The sequence below is a fragment of the Priestia sp. ABM2_011 genome, from assembly GCF_056158845.1.
Map to the genome: position 1 here is coordinate 4,109,525 of NZ_JBSWUB010000001.1, position 23,228 is coordinate 4,132,752.

At 38.9% G+C, this 23,228-nt stretch carries 25 protein-coding genes and 1 riboswitch; of the genes, 8 read left to right on the forward strand and 17 right to left on the reverse strand.

The window, feature by feature from the left end; genetic code table 11:
• Window position 1 precedes the first annotated feature (1 nt).
• The 5 genes from ACXAE4_RS21830 to ACXAE4_RS21850 all read right to left on the reverse strand — a co-directional run bounded on the left by ACXAE4_RS21830 (window position 2) and on the right by ACXAE4_RS21850 (window position 5,696).
• Window positions 2–1,615 carry a M20/M25/M40 family metallo-hydrolase gene (locus tag ACXAE4_RS21830; RefSeq protein WP_289578808.1) on the reverse strand — a complete coding sequence of 538 codons (1,614 nt, stop codon included), beginning with the start codon at window positions 1,613–1,615 and terminating at the stop codon, window positions 2–4.
• A gap of 466 nt (window positions 1,616–2,081) precedes the next feature.
• A complete protein-coding gene (locus ACXAE4_RS21835) occupies window positions 2,082–2,324 on the reverse strand; it encodes a hypothetical protein (protein WP_028414204.1) in 243 nt (80 codons plus the stop codon).
• A 68-nt stretch (window positions 2,325–2,392) separates the two neighbouring features.
• Window positions 2,393–2,494, reverse strand: a riboswitch (SAM riboswitch).
• Between the two features lie 63 nt (window positions 2,495–2,557).
• Window positions 2,558–3,712 carry an amidohydrolase gene (locus tag ACXAE4_RS21840; RefSeq protein ID WP_289578807.1) on the reverse strand — a complete coding sequence of 385 codons (1,155 nt, stop codon included), beginning with the start codon at window positions 3,710–3,712 and terminating at the stop codon, window positions 2,558–2,560.
• Between the two features lie 47 nt (window positions 3,713–3,759).
• Window positions 3,760–4,266: a GNAT family N-acetyltransferase gene (locus tag ACXAE4_RS21845; RefSeq protein WP_274863463.1), complete on the reverse strand. Its 507-nt coding sequence runs from the start codon at window positions 4,264–4,266 to the stop codon at window positions 3,760–3,762.
• A gap of 206 nt (window positions 4,267–4,472) precedes the next feature.
• Window positions 4,473–5,696, reverse strand: coding sequence for a methyl-accepting chemotaxis protein (locus ACXAE4_RS21850; protein WP_475236897.1), 1,224 nt, complete (start codon window positions 5,694–5,696; stop codon window positions 4,473–4,475).
• A 261-nt stretch (window positions 5,697–5,957) separates the two neighbouring features.
• Here ACXAE4_RS21850 and ACXAE4_RS21855 point away from each other — a divergent pair, with 261 nt between their 5' ends.
• From ACXAE4_RS21855 to lepB, 3 genes are all read left to right on the forward strand, one after another.
• Window positions 5,958–6,710 (forward strand): M48 family metallopeptidase, encoded by a 753-nt coding sequence (locus ACXAE4_RS21855; protein WP_028414208.1) that lies wholly within the window; start codon window positions 5,958–5,960, stop codon window positions 6,708–6,710.
• A 290-nt stretch (window positions 6,711–7,000) separates the two neighbouring features.
• Complete coding sequence (locus ACXAE4_RS21860; protein ID WP_033578342.1) at window positions 7,001–7,336, forward strand: LapA family protein; 336 nt, start codon at window positions 7,001–7,003, stop codon at window positions 7,334–7,336.
• A gap of 190 nt (window positions 7,337–7,526) precedes the next feature.
• The gene (lepB, locus tag ACXAE4_RS21865) at window positions 7,527–8,078 is read left to right on the forward strand and encodes a signal peptidase I (protein WP_048020272.1); all 552 of its coding nucleotides are present in this window, start codon (window positions 7,527–7,529) and stop codon (window positions 8,076–8,078) included.
• A 35-nt stretch (window positions 8,079–8,113) separates the two neighbouring features.
• Here lepB and ACXAE4_RS21870 read toward each other — a convergent pair whose 3' ends face one another.
• Window positions 8,114–8,560 carry a YndM family protein gene (locus ACXAE4_RS21870; RefSeq protein ID WP_016763336.1) on the reverse strand — a complete coding sequence of 149 codons (447 nt, stop codon included), beginning with the start codon at window positions 8,558–8,560 and terminating at the stop codon, window positions 8,114–8,116.
• A gap of 141 nt (window positions 8,561–8,701) precedes the next feature.
• Here ACXAE4_RS21870 and ACXAE4_RS21875 point away from each other — a divergent pair, with 141 nt between their 5' ends.
• Window positions 8,702–9,577: an aldose 1-epimerase family protein gene (locus tag ACXAE4_RS21875; RefSeq protein ID WP_289578805.1), complete on the forward strand. Its 876-nt coding sequence runs from the start codon at window positions 8,702–8,704 to the stop codon at window positions 9,575–9,577.
• Between the two features lie 154 nt (window positions 9,578–9,731).
• Here the strand turns inward: ACXAE4_RS21875 and ACXAE4_RS21880 are convergent, their stop codons facing one another.
• Window positions 9,732–10,598 carry a gamma-glutamylcyclotransferase family protein gene (locus ACXAE4_RS21880; RefSeq protein WP_014461133.1) on the reverse strand — a complete coding sequence of 289 codons (867 nt, stop codon included), beginning with the start codon at window positions 10,596–10,598 and terminating at the stop codon, window positions 9,732–9,734.
• A 5-nt stretch (window positions 10,599–10,603) separates the two neighbouring features.
• Window positions 10,604–11,002: an SMU1112c/YaeR family gloxylase I-like metalloprotein gene (gene gloA2 / locus ACXAE4_RS21885; RefSeq protein ID WP_013055896.1), complete on the reverse strand. Its 399-nt coding sequence runs from the start codon at window positions 11,000–11,002 to the stop codon at window positions 10,604–10,606.
• 147 nt (window positions 11,003–11,149) lie between these two features.
• On the opposite strand from gloA2, the gene ACXAE4_RS21890 reads away from it, so the two are divergent.
• The 3 genes from ACXAE4_RS21890 (at window position 11,150) to ACXAE4_RS21900 (ending at window position 13,360) form a co-directional block, all read left to right on the forward strand.
• A complete protein-coding gene (locus ACXAE4_RS21890; RefSeq protein ID WP_289578804.1) occupies window positions 11,150–11,350 on the forward strand; it encodes a hypothetical protein in 201 nt (66 codons plus the stop codon).
• Between the two features lie 229 nt (window positions 11,351–11,579).
• Window positions 11,580–11,945: a MerR family transcriptional regulator gene (locus ACXAE4_RS21895; RefSeq protein WP_033578339.1), complete on the forward strand. Its 366-nt coding sequence runs from the start codon at window positions 11,580–11,582 to the stop codon at window positions 11,943–11,945.
• A 59-nt stretch (window positions 11,946–12,004) separates the two neighbouring features.
• Entirely contained in the window at window positions 12,005–13,360 is a 1,356-nt protein-coding gene (locus ACXAE4_RS21900) for a hemolysin family protein (RefSeq protein WP_033578338.1), read from the forward strand.
• Between the two features lie 52 nt (window positions 13,361–13,412).
• On the opposite strand, the gene ACXAE4_RS21905 is transcribed toward ACXAE4_RS21900, so the two are convergent.
• The 4 genes from ACXAE4_RS21905 to ACXAE4_RS21920 are packed head-to-tail and all read right to left on the reverse strand — an operon-like array spanning window position 13,413 to window position 18,194.
• Window positions 13,413–14,123: an ABC transporter ATP-binding protein gene (locus ACXAE4_RS21905; RefSeq protein ID WP_033578337.1), complete on the reverse strand. Its 711-nt coding sequence runs from the start codon at window positions 14,121–14,123 to the stop codon at window positions 13,413–13,415.
• Window positions 14,120–15,265 (reverse strand): ABC transporter permease, encoded by a 1,146-nt coding sequence (locus tag ACXAE4_RS21910; protein ID WP_098112685.1) that lies wholly within the window; start codon window positions 15,263–15,265, stop codon window positions 14,120–14,122. The genes ACXAE4_RS21905 and ACXAE4_RS21910 overlap by 4 nt, the downstream gene beginning before the upstream one ends.
• Window positions 15,262–16,485: an ABC transporter permease gene (locus ACXAE4_RS21915; protein WP_155010307.1), complete on the reverse strand. Its 1,224-nt coding sequence runs from the start codon at window positions 16,483–16,485 to the stop codon at window positions 15,262–15,264. The genes ACXAE4_RS21910 and ACXAE4_RS21915 overlap by 4 nt, the downstream gene beginning before the upstream one ends.
• Before the next feature lie 14 nt (window positions 16,486–16,499).
• Window positions 16,500–18,194, reverse strand: a complete 1,695-nt coding sequence (locus tag ACXAE4_RS21920) for a DUF6583 family protein (protein ID WP_289578803.1) — start codon at window positions 18,192–18,194, stop codon at window positions 16,500–16,502.
• 506 nt (window positions 18,195–18,700) lie between these two features.
• Between ACXAE4_RS21920 and ACXAE4_RS21925 the strand changes: the two genes are divergently transcribed.
• A complete protein-coding gene (locus tag ACXAE4_RS21925) occupies window positions 18,701–19,018 on the forward strand; it encodes an iron-sulfur cluster biosynthesis family protein (RefSeq protein ID WP_028414219.1) in 318 nt (105 codons plus the stop codon).
• A gap of 43 nt (window positions 19,019–19,061) precedes the next feature.
• Here the strand turns inward: ACXAE4_RS21925 and ACXAE4_RS21930 are convergent, their stop codons facing one another.
• The 5 genes from ACXAE4_RS21930 to nagE form a co-directional block, all read right to left on the reverse strand.
• Entirely contained in the window at window positions 19,062–19,379 is a 318-nt protein-coding gene (locus ACXAE4_RS21930) for a hypothetical protein (RefSeq protein WP_013082157.1), read from the reverse strand.
• Between the two features lie 79 nt (window positions 19,380–19,458).
• The gene (locus tag ACXAE4_RS21935; RefSeq protein ID WP_028414220.1) at window positions 19,459–19,833 is read right to left on the reverse strand and encodes a VOC family protein; all 375 of its coding nucleotides are present in this window, start codon (window positions 19,831–19,833) and stop codon (window positions 19,459–19,461) included.
• Between the two features lie 129 nt (window positions 19,834–19,962).
• Entirely contained in the window at window positions 19,963–20,682 is a 720-nt protein-coding gene (locus tag ACXAE4_RS21940) for a DUF554 domain-containing protein (protein WP_028414221.1), read from the reverse strand.
• 150 nt (window positions 20,683–20,832) lie between these two features.
• The gene (locus ACXAE4_RS21945; protein WP_080754389.1) at window positions 20,833–21,015 is read right to left on the reverse strand and encodes a hypothetical protein; all 183 of its coding nucleotides are present in this window, start codon (window positions 21,013–21,015) and stop codon (window positions 20,833–20,835) included.
• A 117-nt stretch (window positions 21,016–21,132) separates the two neighbouring features.
• On the reverse strand, window positions 21,133–23,010 hold the full coding sequence (nagE, locus tag ACXAE4_RS21950) for an N-acetylglucosamine-specific PTS transporter subunit IIBC (RefSeq protein ID WP_028414222.1): 1,878 nt from the start codon (window positions 23,008–23,010) through the stop codon (window positions 21,133–21,135).
• Window positions 23,011–23,228 lie beyond the last annotated feature (218 nt).

Genomic DNA, 23,228 nt, shown 5'->3' on the forward strand with positions numbered 1-23,228 from the left:
TTTATTTCTGTGCTTCTTTTATAGCTTGATAAATGAAGTGAGGCAAAATCTCAAAGGAATACTGAACGTCTAATCTTTCGGTCCATTGATGCGCATCTCTTCCCAGCGGTCCAATGTTCAGCACCGGCATCTTCAGCTCCTCTAGCTCTTCTAGCGGGATATGATATCCTTTATTCCATAGAGGCATATTGGCTACTAACGTGTTAAATGTATGAAGCGGGTGCTGCAGGCTGGCATAGCTTAAATCCGAAATTCCGCCAAAATAACTTTGTTCAACTAGCTCCACTTGGAATTGCTCTTTGGCAGCTGCCTGTACGTTTGACAAAATCCTTTGCACAAAGAGATCATCATGTGAACAAACGGCCGGGTAAAAAGGCGGCGTAAAAAATAAGACTATCATCGGAGCTGCTTCTTTACATAAACCAGCTAAAGAGTTTACTAATTTAATGGTTTTATTTCTGTCATCATCTTCTTGTGCCAAAAGTGCCGCTTCCATTTCTTGCACATATTTTTCACCGTGCTGTTTGACTGCATGAGTATAAAGTTCTTCATACGTCCATACGTTCACGTCAAGGGATGAACCCTCCATTCCCACAGCGTACTGCCGAGCAGCTTTATTATAATGTTTTTTCACATTCAAAGCCGCTTTGTCAGCCGATTTCAACAGCAGATCTGTTACTTCTTTAAGAGAGCGGTTTAACATAAATAAATTAAATAATACAACGGCAGAGTGCGGAACTTGAACGGAATACTCTTCTTTTAAATCTTTTTGTATCAGCACAGTAGGAGGTGGACTCGTTTCATCTCTTACTTTTTCGCAAAAATCAACGTTTAGTTCTATTTCTGTTGTTAAATAAGAAGCTAGTAAATTAGCATTCAAACCAGCTAGCGGTTCCCCTACATGAGTTTCTTTTCCATAACACAAAAAGCTTGGCATGATCTTGCCAATCGATCCTGAGTACACATAGTTCGTTTGATCACCAGGATAGCGGCTGAACACTGGTTCTGCATTTAGCATGAGAGAAAAATCCAGCTGATGTTTGCACGCAAGTTCTAAAAGAACAGGCACTGCTTTTCTCATTCCGAGCGAATTTACTTCTTCATCCGGTACCGACAGAAGCAGGATGTTTCCGTCAAACTCTCCGTTGCATGCTCGTTCAATCATACTGATATGCAGAGCAATACCTGCTTTCATGTCCATCGTTCCTCGGCCAAAAAGCCAGTCTCCTTTTACCATATCTTTTTGTACGTGCGCCGGAACTTGTTCCATATCATTATAAAAAGTACTCGTTAACGTATCAGCGTGAAAAGCATCCTTTTTCCACTGTCCATAATCTTGTACATCCACTACATCGTAATGACTGACTAATACAACTGTTTTATTCGTATTTTTTCCTTCAACAAAAGCTGTGACAATCGATCGCCCGTCTCCTGTTGAATGAAGCTCAACTTGCTCGTTTTTTTGAAAGTAAGGCAGCTTCAATAAATACGACGCCATCGATTCAGCCATTTCCACTTCTGCCATCGTTCCTGTCACGCTAGGTATAGAAACCAATTCGCTTACAAGCTTCTTTAACTGTTCTTTTGTTTGATACAAAGATGTTTTGTTCGACATACCCTTCATCTCTTTCCTTTTTCTAAATTTTCCATCAAACAAAACGATTCGTCAATCCCTTTGACAGAGACCCTTTCATTCTATCCCTATGTATCATAGTATGCGCTTCCTTGACGCACATGATAAAAAAAGAGTGCGCGGCTAGGGCTAGCACCGCACACTCTTTTTTTTACTTTTCGTCATCTTCTAAAAAGTCTAGGATACGATCAATAAGCTGTTCGCTTCCTGCATCGTTTCCATGTTCAAGAGACATTTCCATTTCAATGCTCCTTTCATAAAATATTCTTGTTTTATAACATACCACAATTCATTTCGAATGTAACCTTTAATTTGTGTAAAAATTTCGACAATTTATGATTAATTTTAAAACCTAGTGAGTAATGATTATACCCACCAGATTCTTCAATTGTCAAAAAACATGCTTTCTATTTAAAAACACTTTAAAAATAGAGGCGCGAGCAGACTTCTATAAAAGACAGCCTACTCGCTCAAGCTTGGAACAGCATGATGAATAAATTTCTAGTTCATTTGCTTTTTGTACATCTTTAATATCTATGCCTACAGCATATGTACGAACATGGTTTTCGACCACAATTTCATAAAATGTTTCTAATTCACGATAAGCTACTTGATAATGCTTTCCTAATAATTTTACGGCTTCCTTTAATGCTTTCTCTCCTGTATGTGCTGCAACTGCTGTATGACTCATAAAACCCTCTCCTTTTAGAAAAATAAAAAAAACTCATTTTGCTTTGATGCAAAATGAGTTTTTCACCCGTTTTATCACCCAAAGCACATGCTTTGCTGGTAGGAGCACCTTACATTCGTAGGTTGCTGTGGAGTCAAAGAGCCAGATTTCTCGTCCACTCGTGATAACTTTTTTAATTTAAAATTTATTTTATCAAACAATTCCATCCGCGTAAATAGAAAAATAAAAATATTTTAATTTTTTTGGTAATGGAATGAATTCAAAAAGTCAAAGCTTAGATTAGCAAAATAAGAAGCTGCTACAAGTAATGCCTCTTCATTTAATGAAAAAGAAGGATGGTGCCATTCATATTCTCCAGCCGTACCCATCCATACAAAAAATCCTGGTACACGCTGCTGATATACGGCAAAATCTTCTCCTCCAGGCGATTGTTCAGCTTCTACGACTTGATAACTAAGATTCTCTGCAGCGTTAATAACCAATTTTTCCAGCGTATCATCATTGTTTACTACAGGAAGATACGGATACCATTTAACGTCTACTGAAGCCCCGAAAGCTGCTCCAATCCCTTCAGCAAATCGTTTCATAAGAGCCGGTATTTTTTCTCTCGCTTCTTCTTGAAAGGTACGCACCGTTCCTTCAAGCGTTACTTTGTCAGGAATGACGTTCCACGAGCTCCCTCCGTGGATTTGAGTTATGCTGACAACAACATTTTGAAATGGGCTGAGATTACGGCTGACAATGGTTTGTAAACTAGTAACAATTTGACCAGCAGCAGCAATCGGATCTACTGTTTTTTCTGGAATACCTGCGTGACCGCCTACTCCTTTGACGTCAATTTCAAAACGATCAACGCTTGCCATTAAAGGTCCCGATTTGACACCAATGGTTCCTACAGGAAGATTCGGTTTGTTATGCATTCCAAATATCGCTTCTACTCCTTCGAGCACACCTTTTTCAACGAGCATTTTTGCCCCAGAAGCCGTTTCTTCGGCCGGTTGAAAGATGAATCGAACCGTACCGCAAAGCTCCTGCTGACGCTCTTTGAGAAGAATGGCTGCTCCGATTATAGAAGCCGTATGAAAATCATGGCCGCATGCGTGCATAACACCGTTCACTTCAGAAGCAAATGGCAGATTGGTTTTTTCTTCAATTGGCAGCGCATCAATATCAGCTCGAATAGCGATAGTAGGTCCCGGCTTTCCTCCCACAATTTCCGCTACTGCTCCCACGTCTAAATGTAATGCATCCGCTATAGAAATATCGTAGTGCTTTAAACACTTTTTAATACGTTTAGTTGTTTCATATTCTTTCATTGAAAGCTCTGGAAACCGGTGCAGCTCACGGCGTATGTCTATTAGCGTATTTAGTAGTAATTGATCTGTCATATTTATCACTCTTTCACATTTCTTAATTTAGACCACTTCTCTATCTTTTACGACAAAGAGTGTACCTCATTGAATTTTTTATAAAGAAATACGGTCGTATAGCCTTCTGCAAGGTGCTTTTCTTTAGCTTGAACATATCCTTTTCGTTCATACATCTCAACTAACCAAGGATGTTCTTTTGCTGTTCCTAAAGACACACCTGGCGATTTAAACGTATTTTTTATTACCTCTTCCTCTACTAGATGCAGCAGCTTAGATCCAACGCCTTTCCTGGCAAACGACGGGTCCACTGCAAACCACCAAAAGTGTGGAACAGCAAACGGACCTGGATGTTCTCCCCAAGGCATTCGTATAGATACAGTGGCAGCGATTCTTTTATCTTCTTCGTATACATAGCAAAGGTTTTGAGAAATATTTTTCTTAACGAGGGCAAGATCAGCAGTAGCTGCTAAGAAAGGAATGCCTAGCTCTCGAATAGGCTTATATGCTTGTAGAGTTAAGTTCAATAAGTTATCCGCGTCGTCATTTGTTGCCAAACGGAATTCATTTTTCATCTCTTTGTCTCCTTATATAGTACTTAAATATTTTATTTAACTTATAAGTTTACTAAGGATTAAAAAAGACAGACTGCCGCCTTGCGTACTCACTATACAACTGCTTTGATAACGTGTCAATTCTATTTATCGTTTTCTATAAAAGATATAAATAAAACGAATACACGCAGAAAACTGCGCGTATTACGTACATATCAAGATAGACTTCAGGACTCACTTACCGTAGCTTTTAAATTAGCTGCCAACATCACAAGTTCTTCTATAGATGCTAACTCCTCTTGTGAAGCCGCAGCTACTTGTTTAGCAACCTCCGAAAGGGTCATGACGGACTCCATTACTTTGAACGAATACCCATCAATCTCTCCTGTTGCCTTTGTCATTTTGTTCATTTGTTCTTGAGCGGCAAAGACATCTTCCATAATTGTGGAAAACTGTTGCGTTACATCTTCGACAGTGGCAATACCAAGCGTGACTTCTTCCGTATTCACTTCCATGTTTCGATAAGCCCGCTTTGCCTGTACTTCAATTTCTTTTAACAAATGACTGATTTGTATAGCGGACGTTTTAGATTCTTCCGCTAGCTTACGTACTTCCCCTGCCACTACAGCAAAACCTTTTCCATGTTCTCCAGCCCTTGCAGCTTCAATAGCAGCATTAAGTGCAAGAAGATTTGTTTGTTCAGCAATTCTTGTAATCGTATTAATAATGCGGCCAATCTCTGCGGAACGATCTTCGAGTCCCTTTACTTCACTGGTCGATATCTTAACGGTTTCATAGATTTTATTCATTTGATTCGTCACATCTTTCACCGCAACATTTCCGGTAGAAGCATGTTCAGAGGCTCTGTTCATCGATTGTTGTACCTTTGAAGAATGATCAGTCATTTTCTGAAGCAGCTTGGCCATATCCACCATAGCTTGCTCGGTTTCAACCACACTTAGCAACTGCTTATCAGAACCCGCAGCAATATCTTGAATAGACATCGTAACTTCTGTCACAGCTGTTTTTGTTTCCTCCATGCTTACAAGCAATTGCTCTGAGGAATGACTGACCGTGCTCTTTGTTTTACTTATTTTCTGACCCAGCATTCTCATGTGAGTCATCATTTCATTAAATGAAGATATGAGTGTACTAATCTCATTTTTCCCTTTCAAAGGAACAACATCTACAGATAAATCGCCGTTTGAAATCCCTTTCATTGTTTTTGACAAATTTTCAACCGCAATTATGTAGCGACGTATGATAAAATAGAACACGGTAGTTGTAAAAGAAACAAACAGAAATGTAATCACTAGCGTAATCGAAGCTGCTTGCTCTTGTTTCACAATAAGATAATAATTGGTTACTTCAATTACAGTAGATGTTATGGCCATCATGGCTGCAATCATACATAGCATTTTCATGCGTAAACTTTGAAAAGCTTTTTTCATTTTTTCATCCCCTATACAATCTAAAGACATAGAATGTCTAATCTATATTAGTAGTATCGGCATATTTTTATATTTTTTTGTAAAAACTAAAGAAGAATTGAAACAATTATTATTGGCGCTTTTCCACTAAATATTGGAATACATATCTTCCTGCAAGGCGCTGCAACAGCAGTTGATAACTGTCTGATTATTCTTTCATTTGACCAAACTCTACCTTTGCTTATAAAATGAAGATTTGTAGAAAGGAGTACGAAAAATTTTATGTATACGTATCAAACAGGCAATCAAACAATTGACTACAAAATTGAAGTCGTTCCAAATAGAACCGATATCACGGTGCAAATTTGTGACAAAGAAGGGGTAAAAGTTATTATCCCGAGAGGTCTTAATGAAAACAATGTGCGTTCAATCATCGCACGCAAAGCAACATGGATTTTAAAACAACTAAACGGTTCACAACCAGCTGAGGAAAAGCCAGCTGCTCCAAAGAAAGAAGCAGTAAAAAAAGAAACAGCTAAAAAAGAGGCTCCTAAAGCAGCAGCTTCTGCAGCTAAAACTGGTTCTTTTGAAGAAGGAGACAAATTCCCTTACCTAGGACGTCAATACCGCTTAAACATCGTTCGTGGAGATGTAGCAAAAGCTGAAATGACATTCCGTGCAAAATTCATTGCTACAGTACCTGAAAGCTGGAACGAGCAGCAAACAAATGAAGGTATTGGACAACTATTAACAGAATGGTACCAAGGCCGCGCAGGTGAAAAATTCCAAGAAGCTTTGAAATCTGTTAAAAAAGCAGCTGACAATGCTCCTGAATCTGTTAAGTGGGACGAGTTAGGTGAAGAATACGCTACGACTCAAGATAATACAATTGTATTAAACTGGCGTTTGCTAACAGCTCCTCTTGCAACAATTGAATATGTCATTGCTTCTCAATTTACAAATGCAGATGAGTTATTCGAAGATGCAGCTGAACGCAAACAGTGGTTAAGCGATAACACCCTAAACGCATTTTAAGTTTATACATAAAAAAAGCACGCGGCGAACGCGTGCTTTTTTTATGACAATGAAGCCTTATACCTACTCCCTTCCCTCAAAAATCCCCCTCTATCAGGTCTTTGGACATGTCAAACTTTCTACACCAATCGATATATTGTGTTTTAAAAGAAAGATATATATAATCAAGAAAATGTTTGATTTTGTTTAAATGTGGATACGTATACCTATAAGCAAGATAGCAAACACTTAAGATGAGTAGTTACGCTATAAAAGTTGTAATGACCATGTAAAGAAAGGAAGTGCAGCTTATGAAAGGACAGAGCTTTTTTATTTTAGGACTTATATTTGCTCTTATCATTGCTGTTTTAGCTGTAATTAACAACGATCCTGTACAATTTAACTATGTATTTGGTTCACAAAAATGGCCTCTTATTTTAATCATCTTAACAACGGCTGTGTTTGGAGGAGTTGTTGCTGCTTCATTGAGCTTTGTAAAAATTGTTCAACTAAGAGGACAAGTGAAACAGAAAAACAAGCGAATTGCTGAACTAGAAGAAGAAATCAAGCAGCATAAGCCTGTTGAGCCTGTTATAGAAGAAGAACCAAATCAACCAGCTACTCGAACTGAGCGCGCTCAGTTATAATAAAGAAAAGTCGTTATTTTAAAGAATAACGGCTTTTTTCATTTTTTGTTCCGCCAAGCATATTTTCGGGATACACGCATAAACAGATAGATATGGAAAACTTTAGTTCTGAATGGTACAATCAACACTGTTATATCTCTATGAAAAACCTAAATTGATAGTCTTACCGTTAAGAAGGTGTTCATCCATTATGATCAATAAAAAAATAAAGCGTGAAATTCTTACATACACAAGCGTCATCCTCGGCACCGTTTTGCTTTCTGTTGTCGTTCAGCACTATTGGTTTCAGCCCTACACTGTAAAAGGCGATTCTATGAAGCCTATTTTGCACGAAGGCAATCGAATTATTATTAACAAACACAGCAAGCTGGAGCGCTTTGATATTGTCGTGTTACAAGCTCCCTATAGCAGTGATTTTCTAGTAAAGCGGATTGTGGGCTTACCAGGAGAAACGGTCGAATACAAAGATGATGTTCTGTATATAAATAACAAAGTCAAAAAAGAGCCGCATCTTCATAAATATTTATCCAAAGTGCCCGCTTACGAGCGATTTACTGAAAACTTTTCCACGTACGAACTGTCTCCAGACGGCACGATACCGGATGGATACGTATTAGTGCTAGGTGACAACAGACGCATAAGCCGTGACGGAAGACATTTTGGCCTCACCCCCATTTCTTCAATCATGGGAGAAGTCAACATGAAATACTGGCCTTTAAAAGAAATGACTTTTATGCATTAACATATAAAAAGAAAGCTCAAAATTGAGCTTTCTTTTTATTTTGGATTTTCCTTATTTTCTACATGCTGTTCTTCTGCAAATTCTGTGTCATACGCTAGTTTTCGCTTAAAAGCCGGGCGCGTTCTCGCTGTATGCTTTGTTTCAATATGATTGAATAAGTAGCGGTGAACAAAAACTTCAGCAAATGTAATAATAGCTGCAGAAATAATACTTCCCCAAGCAATTTGAACGTAACTGTCTAATAACAATGTGCCAAAAATCCATACGCTCATATATGTTAGAACAAATTCAACAATAATGGCATCACGATTTCCCACTCGAGGCAGTACAATTCGATCCACTACTAGATATGTCACAACTGTCGTTAACAAGCTAAAAGAAATAATGTCTCCGATGGTTGCATCAAAAAACAAATCAAGGCCTATACCAAACGCAATAAGTGCCGCTGCAAATTTAATGAGCAATAATGTTGCATGATTCATATTTGAACCCTCCTTTTTCTATATTAATTTGAACAAAAATAGGGAAATTAATACCTTTTTTGCCAAGAAGGGTATAATATAAGCAAAGCCAGTACGTTTGAGACAGCTCTAGCGTACAACAATGATTTGGGAGATGTTGTAATGATTGTACTAGAAAATAGCGAAATGAAAGTCAGCGTTGAAGAAAAAGGAGCGGAAGTTGTAGAAGTATTTCATAAAGAAAAAGGCCTGCAGTTTATGTGGAGCGGAGACCCCGCTTATTGGGGACGAGTATCGCCCGTATTGTTTCCGATTATAGGCCGATTAAAAAATGATCAGTATACCGTTGATCAGCGCGAATACTCTTTGCCACAGCACGGTTTTTTACGTGATTCCGCTTTTAGCGTGATTCAGCAAACAACCGAAACAGCACGGCTGAAATTTGCTACAAATGGCCGCTTTAAAGACGTATATCCGTTTGAATGTTCAGTTGAAATCAGCTATCGTCTGGAAAACAACCGATTAACGTTTCAGTGGAAAGTAGTGAATGAAGATAACGGCGATATGTATTTTTCGATTGGAGCCCACCCTGCTTTTCGTATTCCGCTACGTGAAAACGAGCAGATTTCTGATTACTTTTTAGAAATGGAGCCTTCTGAAACTACGCCGAAGGAATTTGTGTTAAAAGACGCTCTTATTCATGAAAAAGGGGCTTCAGAAAATTTACACCAGCTGCCGCTAAGCGCAGATTTATTTGCAAATGATGCGTTAATTTTTAGTCATATTGACGGAATTACGATTAAATCAACGGTTAATGAAAATCAAATTAACGTTCAGTTTAATGATTTCCCGTATGTCGGTATTTGGTCAAAGTATGATATAGAAAATCATACAATCGCTCCATTTCTTTGCATCGAACCTTGGTTTGGAATTGCGGATACGCATGATCACAACGGAAATTTCAAAGAAAAATTAGGCATCAACCGTTTATCAAAAGACGGTGTATTTCAAACAGAGTTCTCTGTTTCCTTTAGCTAATGCAACAGAGAACATAACAAAATCAATCCAAGAGACGACCAAATGTGATCAATGATCTGTACTGCTTGTTACACCATAACAATGAAAAGCTCCGAACGATTACTTGTTCGGAGCTTTCTTCAACTAAACTACTTTTGTCCCAGCCTCTTTTATATTAATTATTTACTACATCACTATTTTTTAGCGCATGGACTTGCTCTATTAGCTTCTGAACGTATTCTTCGCTAAGTACACCTGTTGCTCCTCGAATAATTTCAGTAGAATAGTGATCCGGAGGTGCGACTTCTTTTTCTTTATTTAACACAAAAAAAGTAAGAACATGATCCACCATCTTACCTTCATGCTCGACAGAGATAATAGCAGGACGATAGCCGTTATTATCTACGCCTTCTCTGCCATACAGGTACGTAATTGCTTCAGGCGGCACGCGGTATAGTTTGCCTTCAACGACTCCGCCTTCTTCAACCATGTCTGCACGTCCTCCGTCGTGAATAACGTGATTATATCGAAGCGTATAGCCTTTAAAAACAGCTCTGCCGAGACAGTCTTGGAAATGCTGATCCACTCCGTGCTTAATAAAACGATCGTTATCCATACATGAACCGTAAGCAAAGTACAGCATACCTTCTAATAGATCTTCTTTCCACACGCGCCAGTTTCCGCCCGGGATAAATTCCTGCAGCAGGGAACGGTCTCTTGCTACATACACAACGGCTTCAAATTCACCTTGGTCCGTTTCAACCGTTTGCACAACTTTATCATATTCATTGTCTTTATGACCTTCATGAATGTATCCTTCTAATTCATCAAGCGCCTTCCACATAAGCTGATCGGTCACTTCATACACTTCTCCGTATACAACATGTTCACTGTCGATATCGAGCATAGGGTAGCCTTGCTTTGTGTCATATAATTTCCCTTTCGTTTTTGCCTGCTTGGCAATAGGGCGCGCATGATGCAGCAATCCGTGATTACCTTCTCCTTCAAGAAGCGTTCCGTATACAAATAAATAATTGCACATACTTCTTATTCCCCCTCTTTCTCCTCATAAAGCTCTAGCGGTAACCCGTCCGGATCAGCAAAAAATGTGAATTTTTTTCCCGTTAGTTCGTCTACCCTAATAGGTTCCACATCAATCCCTTGCTGCTCTAGTTCACGCTTGGAATTCTCGACGCTTTCAACCGCAAAAGCTAAATGGCGTAATCCGCACGCTTCAGGTCTTGAAGGACGCTGTGGCGGATTTGGAAACGAGAACAACTCAATTTGATAGCCAGGAGCTACTTCTAAATCTAGCTTATATGAATCTCTTTCTTTTCTATATGTTTCTTCTATAATCTTGCATCCTAACACATTTACATAAAAAGCTTTTGAACGTTCATAATTACTTCCTATAATGGCTACGTGGTGCATTCGTTTTAAATTCATTTCATTCTCCCATAAAAACCCTTTTCTAATCATCCTACACAAAATGCCGGCAAACATCAAATAATTACGTTATCACCTTCAACTAGAGTGATAAAAATCACGGACATAGCTCCTTATAACAAGTAACATAACAACGAGGTGAATAACATGATTTCGTTAACATTTAAATCTAGAATTGACAGAACTCAAAATTTAGATTCGTTAAAAGAAGAAGCTTCTATTATGCACCGTATTGCTGATCAGCTATCTCCAATGAGCTCTGAGTTCATAGAATATACTGAACGTATTCAATATGTGTATGAACGCATGCACATTATCGTACGTCATCCTACTAAAAAACTCGCTTAATATAAGCGAGTTTTTTTTTATAAAATCTTTGTCAAACTACCTTATTTTGAGATATACTGAATGCTAATAAAAAAATGAAACTTTTTGATCTTACGCGCGTATACTTAATTACGATAGGATAAAAGATAAATAGTTGCGTAGATAAAAACCATCACGTGATGGTTGACATAGTTAAAGGAGGTGGTATTCTGATGGGGTTGCGACATACAAAATTGGCGAACTTGCAGAGATGGCACATGTAACGAAGCGCACGGTTGACTATTATACTAACATTGGGTTGTTAAAAGCAGAACGCTCTGCTTCTAACTATCGCTTTTATAACGAAGAAGCGTTGAAACGTCTTTACTTAATTGAAAAATTAAAAAGCGAAGGCCGTTCTCTTGAAGAGATTTCTTCTCTCTTTTCTGTAGAGCAATCCGAGAATAGCCACTCCAAAGACGAATTAGCATCCAAATTTTACGTACTAAACGACAGTTTAAAAGAAGTTGCACCGCTTATGGAAAAGCTTAACGAAGAAGATCGAAAAGTAATGATGAATCGGCTTTCACCAGAAAGCGTCACTCTTTTGCACTCTTTACTGCTGCTACTGTCGTAAATTTATTATTTACAGGAGGTGTTTACTTACTTTATAGCACTATAAAGTAAGTATATTCATTGATAACCATTAACTTAATTATTTTTGCGATTTTAATTGTACTCACTGCTTTTTTCGTTGCTTCAGAGTTTGCAATTGTGAAGCTTCGTAGTTCACGGGTAGATCAACTTGTTGCTGAAGGCAAAAAAGGAGCGAATGCGGTTAAAACCGTAACGACACACTTAGATGAGTACTTATCTGCGTGTCAGCTTGGTATTACGATTACTGCTTTAGGACTCGGTTGGTTAGGAGAACCGACTGTTGCGAAGATTTTGGAACCTCTGTTTGAAGAACTTGGTGTTGCTGCATCTTTAACACATATTCTTTCATTCATTATCGCATTTGCGCTTGTAACCTTTGTTCACGTAGTCGTTGGTGAATTAGCGCCAAAAACATTTGCGATTCAAAAAGCTGAAACAGTTACGTTATTGTTTGCTCGTCCGTTAATTTTATTCTATAAAATCATGTTCCCTTTCATTTGGTTACTAAATGGTTCTGCCCGTTTGTTAACTGGCATGTTTGGATTAAAGCCAGCTTCAGAGCATGAACTTGCGCACAGTGAAGAAGAGCTGCGCATTATTTTATCAGAAAGTTTTAAAGGCGGAGAAATTAACCAGTCTGAATATAAGTACGTGAACAACATTTTTGAATTCGATAACCGTGTTGCTCGCGAAATCATGGTACCAAGAACAGAAATTTCAGCTGTTTCTGAAGACGACAGCATTGAAGATTTCTTAAAGCTTGCTGTAGAAGACCGCTACACCCGTTACCCTGTTACCGTTGACGGAGACAAAGATAACATTATCGGCTTAGTCAACGTCAAAGAGATCCTAAACGATGTCGTAATTAACGATGCGTTAAAAAAGCAAAGCGTGAAGCTTTATATGAATCCTATTATTCAAGTAATTGAAACTGTAGCGATCCAAGACCTACTGCGCTCGATGCAAAAGAAACGGACTCATATGGCCGTGTTGATTGACGAGTACGGGGGTACGGCAGGTATCGTTACTGTTGAAGATATTTTAGAAGAAATCGTTGGAGAAATTCGAGATGAGTTTGATACAGATGAAAAGCCGCTTGTTCAAAAAATCAGCGATCAGCACTTTGTCTTTAACTCAAAAGTACTGCTTGAAGAAGTCAACGAAGTGCTTCATATCGAAATTGAAAACGATGATATCGATACAATCGGCGGCTGGATGCTGATGCAAAATATCGATATTCAAGAAGGCGAATCGTTCAAACTTTTTGGATACGAGTTTATTGCAAAAGAAATGGACGGTCACCAAATGAAAGAAGTGGAAGTACGTGCCCTTCCTGAGGAAGAACGCGTGCAGCCTGAAAGCCATTCACCAGAACAAGAAGTTACACAAGCATAATAGAAAGAGCCACTTCTTCACGAAGCGGCTCTTTTTTTATGAGTGCTTACTCTTAATCATGCAGCAGCTTATACACAACGTTCTCTTCTGCGTCTTCCCCAGTCTTTTCCTTCGCTTGGTCCATTGTGCCGACAAACTCCAGCTTTCCTTCCTTTAAGACGGCAAACCGATCACACACGCCTAAAATTTCATTCAAATCATGGGTGATATAGATAATCGTCTTTCCTTTTGCCGCCAGCTGTTTAATATAACGAATGATCTCAAGCTTGGACTGCAAATCAATTCCGACTGTCGGCTCGTCCATTAACAAAACGGACGGTTCATGAATAAGTGAAACGGCTATATTCAGCTTTCGCTTCATGCCTCCTGATAAATTTTTCACTTTTTCCTTCCATCTTCCTTCGAGCTGTACAGCTGAGCAAAGAGACTGAAGCTGTTCATTCGACAAAGAGCGTGAAGTCATTTTGCTCCACATTTTCATGTTTTCTTTTACGCTAAGCTCTTCCCACAGCGCTATGTCTTGTGGAACGTAGCCAATGACTTCTCGTATCGCTTTTTGATTTTTCTTAAGCGATAAGCCTCCAATCGTGACATTCCCGCTTGAAGGAGCCGTAATGGTAGACAAAATAGACAGAAGCGTTGACTTACCAGCGCCGTTTGGTCCTAAAAGACCAATGACTTCTCCACTTTCTACGGTCAGCGTAACATTTGCTAACGATTGTTTTTTTCCGTATGTTTTGCTAACATTGTTAATTTCAATCATTTAATGCTCCTCACATTCCACACTATTTTAAACGTGCACAAACATATGCATCCAATGGAAACAGCTATCTCTTTCCAAATGAACGTAAGCGGCAGTGTATTCTGATACAGAAGCAGATGCTGCGGAAGCCACTGACTTATTCTTTCAATCGTTGCAGAAAGCTCTCCTACCGGGAAAAAGCTCCCTCCTATTATGCTGAGTCCTGTGACCATGACGACGCTGATCATATAATAAGAGCCAACTCGCTGACTTTCACTTGCAAGCCACGTGCTAAAAGCAACGCATGTGATCACATAGATACACATATACAGCAGCACACCGTAAGACTCTGCTCCATACAGCCATTTAAATAGAGCAAAGCTGATGAGAGCTTGAAGCACGTATAGCACAGCATAAGCGGCGCTGACGCTTCGAATATAACCATAAAGTCCTTTTTGCATCGTCTTCATTCGTTTAAAAAGATGACTCCGCTCTTTAATCATCCAATCTGATGTGATGCAGCAAAGTAAAAGCGTAAAAAATCCCCATAGCGGCACGTATCCGGTCATTTGAACGCTCCCTTGCTTCTTATGCTTCTTCGTTCCTTGCGCCTCGTAATCAATTGTCATCAGCGGCTTTGGTTTCCACTGGTTATCGGTATAGTGATACGCTTCTTTCCATAAATCCGGTCCTGCATGAATGTGATAGACTTTATATAAAAAAAGCACTTCATTTGCGGCTTTAACATTTGTCGTTAACCGTGTCACTTCACTGGCCACGACTTCTCGAACCGCTTCTGTCGCAACGGAAGAAGGCAACGTAAGCAAATCAATGACTCCTTGATAATTCCCCGCTTCTACTTCTTGCTGAAATCCGTTAGGAAACACAAAAATGCTGTCAATTTTATTTTTTGCCAGCTGCTTTCTTGCTTGTTCTTCATTCATAGAAAGAAACTGAATTTCTGTTGTTTTCCGCAGTCGATCCATCACTTGTTTAGACATGTTGCTGTGGTCTTGATCGACAAGAGCAACGGGTATTTTTGAATCACTTTGTACTTTTGCTAAAAATGAGCTGCTGATGACCGTTCCTATTAAAGGTAAAAAGAAGATCATGACAATAAGCATAGGACGCTTCAGCAGCTGCTTTATTTTTTCACTGATCATTTTCTCCACCGCCTTTGCAAAGTCATCACGTAGCCAACAGCAAAAACAAAACTTCCTGCTGCCGTAATGAGAATAGGCTTAAGGTAAAGAAAAGCTTCGTTTGTGTTATATCCATCAAATTCATAAAATAACAGCTCCAAGACGCGGGTGTTGAGTGACCATTTCTGAAAACCACTCGCCCAGTCTGGTAAATAGACGACCGGCACAACATGTCCGCTTAAAATCGCACTCAGCAAAATAAACAGCATGCCGGTTAGTTGATAAGCTTTTTGTGATAAAAAAAGAACCCGAAGAAGTAAAAACAAACATAAAAAAGCAAACAAGCTTCCGCTTATCCCTAGAAAAAGCTCTCCGCACGTACCGGTTACAGGCAGTTTCAGTCCTTTAATGAGGCTTCCAAACAAAACGACAGATACCGGTAGCAAAAGAACAAACAGAGCCGTCAGCTGCGCTAAATAAATGCGAAGAAACGATACACCTCTTGTTTTCATTCGATCCAGCACGGGAGAAGTCTGCGTTTCACTAGCAAGCAGCCATCCGCCGTAGCTCCAAATCATAAGCAGCAAAGCAGCAAAAGACAGCACATAATATTGCTTCATATCCTGCTGAAAGAAACTCGTTTCTACTTGTTCATCAAATAAACTTCCTCTATCTAATACATGAAGCCCAAACGTTACTAAGCTCTTCTTAAATTCTGCGCGTCTCTTTTCATCGGAAACATTTTCTTTTTCTAAAAAGGCATCAACCGTATTAATACCGCTTTGAGCAGCTGACGTGTAGTCGGCTGCACTTTCCATCACGTAGCGAAACAGCTGTGACTGAAGCGGCTTATTGTTGTTTCCAATGACGTGTAAAGGCTGATTTTTCCCATGAGCAATATCGTGACTAAAACCTTTTGGCAGCGTTACAATGGCTGCCACTTTATTTTGCTGCAGCAGCTGTTTAGCTTTCTCTTCATTCGTGTAAAGCGGCTTCATGATCTTGCGAAGCTTACCTTCGGTCAGCTGTTCGATGACGTACTTCGTTTGTGCAGTATCATCTTTATCCACAATGGCCACGGGGAACCGATTTACTTTCTCCTCACCTTGCATGGTCTGACTAATAATGATCCCTGCTCCAAGTAAAAACAGAGCAGGGATCATTATTAGCAGTATGAGAGATTTTATATTTTTCAATAGAGCTTTACATGTAAAAAGAGTCAAAGAGAAATATATCTTCATCTGCTTTGCACCTTTTAGTAACCAGCGGTTCCCATATTCATCATGAGACCTTGAACATTTTTAGCAAAATTTTCTTGAATCGACAGCATATCTTCAGGCGTCACATCTTTTACGTTTGTCGCATTAGATGCGTCAAGCTCTGGAATAGAGGCTGATTTTTTTAATTGAGAAGCAGAGTCAATTTTTAACGTAACGTTTGCAGGATCTGCTTTTGGTCCTATTTTTGTACGAATATCAAACGAATAATCTGCTTTTCCTTTTGAAGCACTTATTGCTTGATTCTGCTTTACTTCTCCGTTTACTACTAGATCTTCTTGATCACCTAAGTCTAAAGAGAAAGTACGGTCAGCCGTCTGTTTTGCATCGGTTTTACCGTTGATTACTGAATTCATTTTAAACGTCATATTCGTGTCTTCATCTTTTGAATCTTTTGTTAACAAATGAATAGACATGTTTTCTTTTCTCTTTTCACTTTCCGTTGTTACGTCATTTTTCATATCAAACGTAAATGCATCATCGGTAGTGCTATCGGTTAGGACTGCTTTGAACTGCTTAGCCGTTTTGTTATCTTCATACGGAATATTTTTAGTTACGACGTTAAGTTTTCCTTTATCGTTAGAAGCATTTTTTACGCCCATGTTCATATCGCGAGCTACAACAACATCATCTTGAACGTACACAGTTGATTTAACACCGCCAGGGTAAGTCGTATCTTTTGCTTCTTTTTGGAAGTCTTGAAGACTTTCTTTTACTGATTTTTTCAATTCTTTTGGATCTGCCATACCTTTTAATTCTGGATTTGTCGCTGCTGAAGATTTAAACAGCTTAGACACGTGATTTGCATAGATAGTATGAAGCTTGTCATCTTTTGCTACCTTTGCAATAAGCTTATCCATAAATTGTTTTGTTTCTTTGTCAGACATGTTAAGCGTCACGCTTGTTAACTGAAGCGTTTTGCCATTTGTTTTATAATCTACATTTTTTTCTTTTGTAAAATAATCGCTGTCTAACTGATCATAAATGAACGTTCCGTATTCTTTTGCAATGTAGGTTTTTTCTTTTTCCGTTAACTTTAAGTCTTCTAAACTTACGTTACTCGTGTTAATATCAAGCGTTTCAGGACCCGAATAAGAAGGATCGAACTTACGCGCTACCTGTCCATATTCGTCTAAGTTTAAATAGAAATATTCATTTGCTAAAATCGGAGCTTTAAAGCCTATTCTTTCTTTCGTTTGAAAACCTTCTAGGTCAAGCGCTTTTGAACCGCCGATATTAAGAACCAGTGAACCGTATGCTTCACTTTTTTTCGGATCTTGTTCCGCTTTAATTTTAATTTCAGCTTTACTGATAAGATCTTGAATCATTTTAAAGCTTGGATCATACGAAAGTGAATCCATGTTAAAGCCGCCTTTGACAGTAGCATTTGTGGTAGAAGGCTGCTTCATCGCTTTTTCCTGATAAGCCATCGTTTCACTGTACTTCGTTTCTAATTCATCTGCTGCTTTTTGATACGTATTTACTTCAGAAATTAAGTATAACTGCTTAGGAGATTTTTTAAATACCGTAGCAAATGTAATTGCTCCTCCAATAATCACAATTAAAGCTGCCAAAATGATAATCCATTTAGCTGGCGCTTTTTTGGGAGCGGGCGCTGTTTCTAGCGAAGCCGCTGTTTCGTCTGTTGTTCTGTTTTGATCTTTCTCACTCATCTACACCAGAACCTCCTATGTATTTTGTTAGTCACTTTGTACATGATAAGGAATGGTTTCCATAAATTCTACTACTTCGACAAAATAAGACAATAATTAGTCCGATAAACCGATGTCTTTCGGTGCAATATCGTGTGCAAAGTACTCTACTTAAGTACCCAATATATTGAAAATAAAACCAATTATTCAAAACTATCTCAATAACTATCAAAATAGGTAAATGACTTATCTTCTTGTATTTTTACAATATATTCCTGTAATTAAGTATTTACACCTAAGAATTACAAAGCGCAGTTTTTTCCTCTTTCCTTTCATCACATACAGGTGATATCTATGTACGTCTTTATGAAAACATGATAAAAACATCAGCGTTTTATTCCGTTTTGAAAGGGAAATACTAATAGTAAGAAAGCTTTTTTCTTGCCCGTGACATAAAAATCAACTAAAGTATTCCTAAATACATTTCACACAATTTAATTTGAGGATAGAAAAAGGAGGATATCATTATGAATATACGCGTCACTCCTTCTGCAAAAGAAGCGTTGCAGAACGTGGAACAAAACCAAATGATTCAGCTTTCTTTTGATCGGGGAAGCTGCGATATTGTTAATACAATTTATGAAATGAAGATCATTTCAAAGCGCAGCCTTCAACCCTATGAAAAAGTTGTAACGGTTGAAGACCTAGAATTTATTGTTGATGATGACATGGAAGAAGTGTACGACAATGAGCTGGTGATTGATCACGCAGCAGGTGCTTTTATCTTCAAAAATCACAACCAAATTTTTAATAATCGCGTAGGACTACGCTATATCAATTCATAGAAAAAAGCAGGGAGCTCCCTGCTTTTTTTCTTGCATATGTCTTTTATCGATTGACTTTCAACCGCTCTTGGATAAACAACAACACGTTCACAAGGCTATTTTCTTCATATACATTCACCTGCTGGCGCTTAAATTCTCCTTGTTCATGGTAGTAAATAATATCTCCCGTTCCTTTGTCTTCATTCATATGTAAATGAAAACTAAGCGGCGTTGCCAAAATAGATCCGTCTTCATCTCGCTGAAGAATTTGACAAAGCGTTTGATTCCCTTGTTTTTCAGATAAAAAGTCATAGCCAAATTGACGTGCTAACTTCTCCACTTGTGCAGCAATAAGAGCTGTAATCTGTTGATTGTCTTTCATAAGCAGTATTTCTCCTTACTTCATATCATTAGGGTTTTATTATTAGTATACTATACCTTAAACTTCTGGAGCTAACGACTTATCCTGTACAAATCATGACCACATGTCCATCCGGATCTTTTATCGTAAAAAACGAAAAAGCCTCAAAAGAAGTAATCGGAGAATCAATCGTATAGTCCATCCCTTTAACAAATTCATAGGCTTCTTTAATATCTTCCGTATGGAAATTAAAAATTGGATGGAGACTAGCCACTATTTGTTTTTCTGTTCCTTCTGGGCCAGCATCCAGCGTTAACCCTGTTTCTCCATCAATTTTAAGATTATAAACGGGGTTCTTCACCTCGCTCATCTTGTATTCTTGACTCAGTAGCTCGCTATACCATTTTACTGAAGACTTTAAATTGGAGACGTGGATAAATACCGTATTCATTTTGTTGAAAACAGGACTTGGCATTTTTACCCTCCTTTTTGTTTTTCGATTCATTCTATACCATTATCCACGTATCACTTTATACCTGCTACTTCCTTAACTTTTGCTCATAGATACAGAAAGGCTTGCGAATACTATTCACAAGCTTTTTCTTCATGAAAAATATGTATGCTGTACAACTACAATCACAACCGCAATTAAAATCGAAGGCAGTAAATTGGCAACTTTAATTTTAATAATTTCTAATAAATTAATTCCAATTGCTAAAATTAACACGCCGCCTACTCCTGTGACTTCGGCAATGATACTATTCATTAAATCTTGCGGCACAACCGCATTGATTTGCGTAGCAAATAGCGCAATGATGCCTTCGTACAAAAATACGGGCACCGCTGAGAAAATGACGCCTATTCCAAGCGTAGTCGTTAATAATAATGAGATAAATCCATCCATCACCGCTTTTGTAAACAATACGCTGTGATCGCCGCGTATTCCGCTGTCTAATGCCCCGACAATCGCCATCGCTCCAATAACAAAGATCAGCGTTCCTGTCACAAAGCCCTGTGACATACTAAATGTTTGCTTGTCGTTTTGCTGAGATTGAAATTTTCGTTCAATCATATTGCCTAAAAGATTTAGCTTTTCATCTAAATCAATGAACTCACCAATAACCGCTCCAATGGCTAAACTCAAAATTACAATTAAAAACTGATGACTTTTAAAGCCCATTTGCAAACCGAGGGTGATAACGGATAAACCCATCACTTGCATCACCGTCACGCTTACTTTTTCAGGAATGCGGTGAGCAAGCTTGCCCATTAATGTTCCTACAACAATTGCTAATCCATTGACTAATGCTCCTATAATAAACATGCTGTCACCTTTACTCTGAATAATGCCGTTTCTTTTTTCACTTGTTCTACTCCCTCTCTGCTGCGCACTAGCTGTATCAAACACCCTAAATTTTAACACAAAATTCTCTCAATTATGAAGAAAAGAAAAAGAGATTGAAACGTAACTAGATTACCCCATATAAAAACGAACAAATAGGATACATGAGCTGATTGCTTGCAACAACGCTGTTGATTTCCGTGCAAGGCTTCGCTTTCCGCGGGCGGCCGGTAAGCCTCCTCGTCGCTTATGCTCCTGCGGGGTCTCACCTGTTCCGCTTTTCCCGCAGGAGTCTTCGCCTTGCCCTCCAATCAACAGCCAGAAGCAACTAAATAGATTAAATCTACGTTCACCATCACAATAAAAAGACCCGAACGCTTCATCGTTCGGATCTTCTTTTAACTAGAACAGGTTTGTTCCAGCCTCTTTTTATTAAAATGTAATAACGTCTTTTGTACCTTGCTTTTGGTAGCCTGTTTTTAACAGCTTCACTTCTTTATCCGCTGGCAAGTTGGTAAATACAACTGGTGTCACAATAGACGGTGCATGCTTTTTAACATACTCTAAATCCACCTGTAAAAGAGGTGTTCCTTGTTGAACGCTGTCACCTTCTTGAACAAGCGCTTGAAATCCTTCTCCTTTTAAATTCACAGTATCTAACCCAACGTGAATCAGGATTTCAATTCCTTCTACTGTTTTTAAGCCAATCGCATGTTTTGTTGGGAACACGGTCATGACTTCACCGTTAATCGGTGATACGAGCGTTCCTTCAATCGGTTCAATCGCAAAGCCGTCACCCATCATCTTTTGTGAAAACACTTGATCTTCCACTTCACTAAGCGGCTTTACAACGCCTTCAAACGGTAACACAAACTCTGTGTGTGCATCTGCTTGAACAGCCTGTTGTTCAACAGGCGCAGCGGTTGACGCTGTGCCGTATTTAACTAATTGATTCATTGCGTCTGCAACAAACTCTACTTCTGTTCCGACAATGACTTGAACATTTGTTTTATTGAGCTTCATGATTCCTCTCGCTCCGTGGCGCTTTAAGGCAGCTTCATTAATATTGCTAGCATCAGCTACTTGTAAGCGAAGACGAGTCGCACAGTTATCAATTACGGTTAAGTTTTCTTTTCCGCCTAAATCTTCAATAAAATACGATGCCATATCCACATATTTATCGCCTGTTGCTACAACCGTTTCGTTTGATGTGTCTACTTCTTCATCATCTTCACGTCCCGGTGTTTTTAAATTTAATGCTTTGATCAGCGTGTAGAAAATGACAAAGTAAATGACCGCATATACAATTCCAATTCCCGCTAACAGCAGCGGTTTTTGTGAAATTCCGTAGTTTAAGAAGAAATCAATGGCCCCTGCTGAAAATCCAAATCCAGCGTGAATGCCAAGAGCAACGGCTAAAGCCATCGAAATTCCCGTTAAAACGGCATGAATAACGTATAATAGCGGTGCTACGAACATAAATAGAAATTCAATTGGTTCCGTAATTCCTGTTAAAAAAGAAGTAACCGCAAGTCCGATTAACATACCGCTGACTTGTTTGCGCTTTTCTTTTTTAGCTGCTGCAATCATCGCAAGCGCTGCTGCCGGTAAACCAAACATCATAACCGGGAAGAATCCAGACATGAACGTTCCTGCCGTTGGATCTCCTTTAAAGAAGCGATTCAAATCTCCCGTTACGCCGTGATAGTCTCCGAATACAAACCATACTAAGCTGTTTAACACGTGATGCAGTCCAATTGGAATCAACAGACGGTTTAAAAATCCGTATATACCTGCACCAAGCGCTCCTGCTCCTGTAATCCACGTTCCTAAGTTGTTAATTTGATCTTGAATCGGCGGCCAAATAACCCCGAAAATTCCTGCAAGCGCAAGCATAACGACTGAAGTAATAATCGGTACAAACCGCTTTCCTGCAAAGAAGCCGAGCCACTCGGGCAGCTTAATCGCTGAGAAACGATTGTATAGTAAACCAGCCGTTACTCCCGAGACGATCCCGCCGAGTACACCCATATTAATATCTTTATCAATAGCTACAGTTCCTTTTGTTAACACAAAATAACCGACGACTCCGGCAAGTGCTGCTGCGCCGCTTCCATCTTTTGAAAGCCCTACAGCAATTCCGAGTGCAAACAGTAGTGCTAAATTCGCAAAAATCGCATCTCCAGCTTGAGCCATAAATGGAATATCTAATAAGTCCTTTTGACCCAAACGAAGAAGCAATGCTGCAGCAGGTAATACTGCGATTGGCAGCATAAGCGATTTACCAATACGTTGTAAAAAATTCAGCATGTTTCTATCCCCTTTGTATAACGTATTTAACCCGATGTTACGAGCAAGGATTTTCGTAACAATATTTATCGGATGACAAGTTACCGCATTCATCCCTGTCCTATGATTACATCATCAGCTGAAATGACGGCGGTTTTACTGCATGGACTCATACTAGCACACAAAATATATAGTTGTCTATACCAATTTTCTTTTCAAAAACCTTTCTATATCAATGT